At 37.2% G+C, this 2,117-nt stretch carries 2 pseudogenes; one reads left to right on the plus strand and one right to left on the minus strand.

The features are described from left to right. Window positions 1-507: 507 nt before the first annotated feature. Window positions 508-1,434: pseudogene (locus NI467_RS14490) on the minus strand (IS30 family transposase). A gap of 219 nt (window positions 1,435-1,653) precedes the next feature. On the opposite strand from NI467_RS14490, the pseudogene NI467_RS14495 reads away from it, so the two are divergent. Beyond that, a pseudogene (locus NI467_RS14495) lies at window positions 1,654-2,117 on the plus strand (IS982-like element ISAcsp2 family transposase); the annotation flags it as partial.

Raw genomic sequence — 2,117 nt, forward strand, 5'->3', positions numbered from 1 at the left:
TCCGCAGATTATGCACGAATGCCAAGAAATCTGGAGTGCAAATATTAACCAAAAAGAAGATCGTTTTTTGATTTATGAAAGAGATCTAATATAAATAAATATTTGATCTTCATCATTTTAATATTATTAATGTATGGTATGAAATACGAGAAATAGATAGAAATAACGAAATTAATTAGATAAGTATTCAGTAAAATTTTAATCCAATAATTGAAAGCAGGGTTGCAAAACTCACGCTTTATCGGGTTAAATGTAAACTAAGTCACATATTTGTTGGGTTTTTGTTAGTATTACTGTGATCGAGTAACAAAGTGGTTACAGAAAATGAAAACTTGCACGATTCCTATTTTTATAATCATTGTCAGTCTACTGAGCTATTATGTGCATCAGCAGGCACAGTTGAAAAAATATACAGAAATCCATCAAATTTTAAAGGAGGTTCAGCATTCACAAAAATTACTGGATTCTAATCGTCATCGGGATTAGATCGGAATTTTTATTTATAACTTAGATTAGCATTTGAAGTGCAACACCATGTTGTTGCCATAATACCTGACTCGGACTTTTAAAGCCGAGCCTTTTTCTTGGACGATGATTCAAGCGTTGAGTAATTTCTGCAATATATGCATCCGTATAGTCATTCAAGTCACTGCCTTTTCTAATATATTGTCTGATCAATCCATTCGTATTTTTATTCGAGGGATCAGCGAAATACCAATCTATATCTAATTCCTGAGCAGCATACTCATGCAGGCTGAACTCCTTCCCATTGTCCGCGGTAATTGTTTTTAGGTGTGCTTTGATCGGTTTCAATAATCTGATCGTAGCTTGGCAAACTTCCTCAGCCTTGCGCGTGCTGCACTTTTTCAGCCAAAGATAACCTGTCTTCCGATCTACAATTGAAACCAGAGATTGTTAGTGATTCTTGCCAACAATCGTATCTATTTCCAAATCACCGAAGCGGGAGCGCTGCTCAATCTCAGCAGGTCGATCGTGAATGCTTTTGCGGTTTGTCAGTTGGCCACGAGTCTCGATAGAGCCATATTTTCTCTTCCTTTGATTTCTGAAACGTAAGTTGTGGAAGAGCACACCACCTCTGCTTTTATCCTGCTGTATAAACCTGTATATGGAATGCAGACTGACTGAAACATGAGAAGCAATCTGTTCGGGGCTCCACTGAAGTTCAAGGTAAGCCATAACTTGTGCCCAAACCTCTCGAGAGATTCTTTTGGGATTAGGACAATGCCGTCTGCGAGCTAATTTATGGGCATGTTGAGCGAAATAACCATTCCTTGCTCGATTGCGTGCTATCTCTCTGGAAATAGTGGAAGGTGAGCGATTTAGCCTCCAGGCGATATAACGCTTAGAAAAACCTTCACGTAACAATGTGGAAATCTGATATCTTTCTTCTTGAGTAAGATGAGTATAGTTCATGATGCAACTTTGACTTTGGTCGGTCGGAAGCAAAATGCTAGCTCATCTTGCTTCCTTCCAATAATTTAATCTCTGTTGCACTTCATTTGAGAATCCAAGTAATTAAAACAATAAAGTTAAACTAATTAACCCGAATCGCGGATAAGAAATTGACTTGAAAAATAAGAGGACTAGAGCCATCAGTTGAGTTACCACACCAAACTCACAACTCTAGTCCTGATGTTCAATAGTACCGAATTATTCTGCGTAATTGATGATTTTTTTCTTAAATTTGAATCAACTTATTGGGAGTTTCTCAAACAAAACTGTGGTTCCTTAAGAATCAGAACTGCTCAACTCACAATTTCAGAAATCTGCTTTATTGCCATTTGGTACAAATGCTCTCATTTCAATAATTTCAAAGCCTTTTTCACCTGGTTAAAAGAAGATAAAAGCCATTTATTTAAGTACTTGCCTTGCTATCAAAGGATGATTCATCTGATCAATATGCACCAATTGGCCCTACACGCTTTACATGTGGCGCTGATGAAAGACCAAGCTACACAATATTTATGGATTGATTCAACAACTCTGCCAGTTTGTAAAAATCAACGTATTCAGCGTCATAAATCATTAGTCCAAATTGCATCACGTGGTAGAAGCTCAATGGGCTGGTTTTATGGCTGTAAATTACATATTGCGAT

Source organism: Acinetobacter sp. S4397-1, assembly GCF_024129285.1.
Lineage (GTDB): Bacteria > Pseudomonadota > Gammaproteobacteria > Pseudomonadales > Moraxellaceae > Acinetobacter > Acinetobacter lwoffii_C.